Below are 2,903 nucleotides of genomic sequence, written 5' to 3'. Positions count from 1 at the left end.
GTGCTGCAGCGCGCCTATAACAACGCGATGCAGCAGTACGGCACCGGCAGCGACCTGCAGAAGGCGGCGCAGGCGGTAACCGGCGCGCTGACGGCGCTGGCGGGCAATAACCTGGCCGGGGCGCTGGCGAGCGGCGCATCGCCGTATCTGGCGACGGAAATAAAGAAACGCGTGGGTGAAGACAACATTGCCGCCAACGCGATGGCGCACGCGGTGCTGGGCGCGGTAACGGCGCAGCTGAACAACCAGTCGGCCGTGGCCGGGGGGCTGGGCGCAGGCGGCGCGCTACATCGCCGGGCAGCTGTTCCCGGGCAAAACCGCAGACCAGCTGAGCGAGAGTGAGAAACAACAGGTCAGCGCGCTGAGCCAGCTGGCCTCAGGGCTTGCAGGGGGCCTGGCGACGGGCGATACTGGCGGTGCTGTGACGGCCGCTCAGGCGGGTAAGAATGCGGTGGAGAATAATGCACTGAGCGATATTGCGCAGGCGCAGTCTGAAGGCAAGACGCTGGAGCAGAAGGCCGGTGAGTACGTTGACGCTGAGAATGAGCGATACAAGAAGGCCAACTGCGGCGGCATGAGCGCCGAAGCCTGCTCGGTGAAGATGTACACTGAACGGCGTGAAGCGCTGAAAGATATGACGTCAGCCGGGGCAGATTTTTTGCCAGTGGTTGGGGATATAAAGAGTTTTGCGGAAGCGCAGAGTGCGCTTGATTATCTGGCGGCGGCCATCGGTATTATACCGGGTGCTGGTGATGCTGCTGGTAAGGCTATCAAGGCGGCAGAAACGGCCTTGAAGAAAGGTGATGTCGCTGAGGCGTCAAGGCTGATAAATCAGGCCAGTATTGAAGCTTATAATTCAGTTAATGGATTAAAACTTAACAAGTCTTTAGCTAGTGAAAGTCAATTGTCTGAATTATCCAGAACTGGCGGTTTGGCTGTAGCTGGCGCAGGAACTGAAACGACCCTCCGAGTTGCTGAAGACCTAGCGAAGCAATACGGGGGTAAGGCTTCAGATTGGAGTAAAGTTACCAGTTCAAGTTATAAAGCGGCCGATGGAACAATTTTTGAAATACATGCTTATCGTAATTCAGTCACAGGTAAGCTGGTTGAACCTAAAAGCATCCCCATCAAAAAATAGGGAAATACGATGAAAGTTAAGTGCATTGCAACGTGTTTAACTATTGAACAAAAGAGTAAGTTGGGTCTTATAGAAAATGAGGCCCCTCAATATCCATTTGTTATCGGTGATATCTATACAGTTTTAGGCTTGCATACGCAAACTGGTTATTATGAAGGTACGATATTGCAGATCCCAATGCGATATGCGGTTCCTGCACCCTTATGTCTGTTTGAAGTTGTAGACGACAGACCATCAAAATACTGGAAGATTAAAAAACGTGGAGATAATGGTGTAACTCTTTGGCCAGAAGAATTATATCGAGAATATTTTCAAGATGATCTTACTGATGGTGTACCTGAAATTGTTGAAATTTATAATGCGGTAGTTGAGCGGTTAGAAAAAGAGTTTGATTAGAAAAATCCCAGCCGCCTGGCTGGGATTTTTTTGCCTGTCCTTCAGATATTAATATCCAGTTCAATCACCATCCTGCCGCGCTCAACGGTAATGATGGTCAGCTTGCCGGTATCAAAGCCAAACTTCTCCATCCAGCGGCCGTTGATGGTGAGCTGTGGCGTGGGGTTGCAGCGGTATCGACGTACAGCCGTCGGATATCCGGCTTGCCAACCGGCTGGCGCACGAAGTGCTGGGCAGAACGCTGGACGAGATGCCGCCGCAGACGCGCAAGCTGCTGGTACTGATACAGGAGATGGTCAGGGAGATGGCGGTCAACGGTCACAGCCTGGCGTCAGAGGTGCGCTTCACGCGGCGGGATATCCGGGACTGGACCAACTGGAGCGATAACCAGCTGAAGGTGCACTGTATGCGGCTTACTGAAATGGAATACCTGCTGCTGCACGGCGGCAGCCGCGGCCACCTGCTGCGCTACGAACTGTTGTGGGACGGCGGCAGCGGGGAAGAAAACCACCTGTGCGGGCTGCTGGACGTGGAGGAAAGCGAGGGCAGTAACCGCAAGTTGGATGTAGAGGAAAGCAAGTTGCCGTTAAGTTGGGGCCATGTTGGGGCTAAGTTGGGGGATGAAAACCCGGCCTCAGAGCAGGAAGCACAAGGCCCGGAGCCTGAAGGGGTTGGGGTTAACGGAAACGCAGTAATAAAGCAAAAAAAGAAAACGCCATTGCCGCCTTCGCCCTTGTTATCCGAATCCTCTTCTTAGCCGCCTGTTCTGACACCGGAGCGTTAACATGGCCAACCGCAAACCGTCCCCGAATCGCCTGCTGACTGTGGATGACGTGTACCGCCAGCCGGTCGGCCCGGCCTCTGAGCCGAAAAGCCTGTACGCCCTGCTGCTGTGGTTCGTGAAGTGGCGCAGGGAGCGCAACTGGTCTGAAACCACCCTGAAGACGCAGACGCACCACAGCTACCGCTTTATCCTGTGGGCGGCTGAACGGGGCGTGAACTATGCCTCAGAGGTGACGCGCCCGGTGCTGGAAACGTACCAGCGTTACCTGTACGGCTACCGGAAAACAAACGGCGAGCCACTGAGCACCCGCACCCAGCGCACCACATTACAGCCGCTTCAGGTGTGGTTCTCGTGGATGACCAGGCAGGGGCTAATACTCGCCAATCCCGCCGCCGACCTGGAGCTGTCACGACTGGAGAAGCGTCTTCCCCGGACAGCAGAACCGACTCAGGCAGGCCCAGCTTATCGGCGAAATCGCCGGTCAGGCGATGGACGTTATCCGCACCCAGGGCGACATCGCCGGGCTGAAGGCGCAGACCGACCCGGCGGCGCTGGCGCAGGCGCGGGAGCAGCTGAAGAAGGACG

The 2,903-nt window shown here is 55.7% G+C and carries 3 protein-coding genes and 4 pseudogenes; 6 read left to right on the top strand and 1 reads right to left on the bottom strand.

The window, feature by feature from the left end; genetic code table 11:
- The 4 genes and pseudogenes from ID864_RS23920 to ID864_RS23630 all read left to right on the top strand — a co-directional run.
- A pseudogene (locus tag ID864_RS23920) lies at positions 1-342 on the top strand (hemagglutinin repeat-containing protein); the annotation flags it as partial.
- Positions 290-415: pseudogene (locus tag ID864_RS23915) on the top strand (VENN motif pre-toxin domain-containing protein); the annotation flags it as partial. The pseudogenes ID864_RS23920 and ID864_RS23915, both read left to right, overlap by 53 nt.
- A 6-nt stretch (positions 416-421) precedes the next feature.
- Positions 422-1,138, top strand: coding sequence for a VENN motif pre-toxin domain-containing protein (locus ID864_RS23910; protein ID WP_318153242.1), 717 nt, complete (start codon positions 422-424; stop codon positions 1,136-1,138).
- 9 nt (positions 1,139-1,147) lie between these two features.
- Positions 1,148-1,534: a hypothetical protein gene (locus ID864_RS23630; RefSeq protein WP_191150455.1), complete on the top strand. Its 387-nt coding sequence runs from the start codon at positions 1,148-1,150 to the stop codon at positions 1,532-1,534.
- Between the two features lie 41 nt (positions 1,535-1,575).
- Here the strand turns inward: ID864_RS23630 and ID864_RS23625 are convergent, their stop codons facing one another.
- Positions 1,576-1,665 carry a type I toxin-antitoxin system SymE family toxin gene (locus ID864_RS23625; protein ID WP_263575969.1) on the bottom strand — a complete coding sequence of 30 codons (90 nt, stop codon included), beginning with the start codon at positions 1,663-1,665 and terminating at the stop codon, positions 1,576-1,578.
- 44 nt (positions 1,666-1,709) lie between these two features.
- Between ID864_RS23625 and ID864_RS23620 the strand changes: the two are divergent.
- Together ID864_RS23620 and ID864_RS23615 are read left to right on the top strand one after the other, a co-directional pair.
- Positions 1,710-2,291 (top strand): annotated as a pseudogene (locus ID864_RS23620) (DNA primase); the annotation flags it as partial.
- A 28-nt stretch (positions 2,292-2,319) separates the two neighbouring features.
- Positions 2,320-2,903: pseudogene (locus ID864_RS23615) on the top strand (hypothetical protein); the annotation flags it as partial.

The organism is Erwinia aphidicola (assembly GCF_014773485.1).
GTDB classification, from domain to species: domain Bacteria; phylum Pseudomonadota; class Gammaproteobacteria; order Enterobacterales; family Enterobacteriaceae; genus Erwinia; species Erwinia aphidicola.
The sequence above is the reverse complement of the archived record's forward strand: the minus strand, read 5'-3'. Positions and strand labels throughout refer to the sequence as shown.

Bases quoted from the DNA above. Each gene is read 5' to 3' on its own strand.
- ID864_RS23625 (WP_263575969.1), bottom strand. From the start codon at position 1,665: ATGGAGAAGTTTGGCTTTGATACCGGCAAGCTGACCATCATTACCGTT.
- ID864_RS23630 (WP_191150455.1), top strand. From the start codon at position 1,148: ATGAAAGTTAAGTGCATTGCAACGTGTTTAACTATTGAACAAAAGAGT.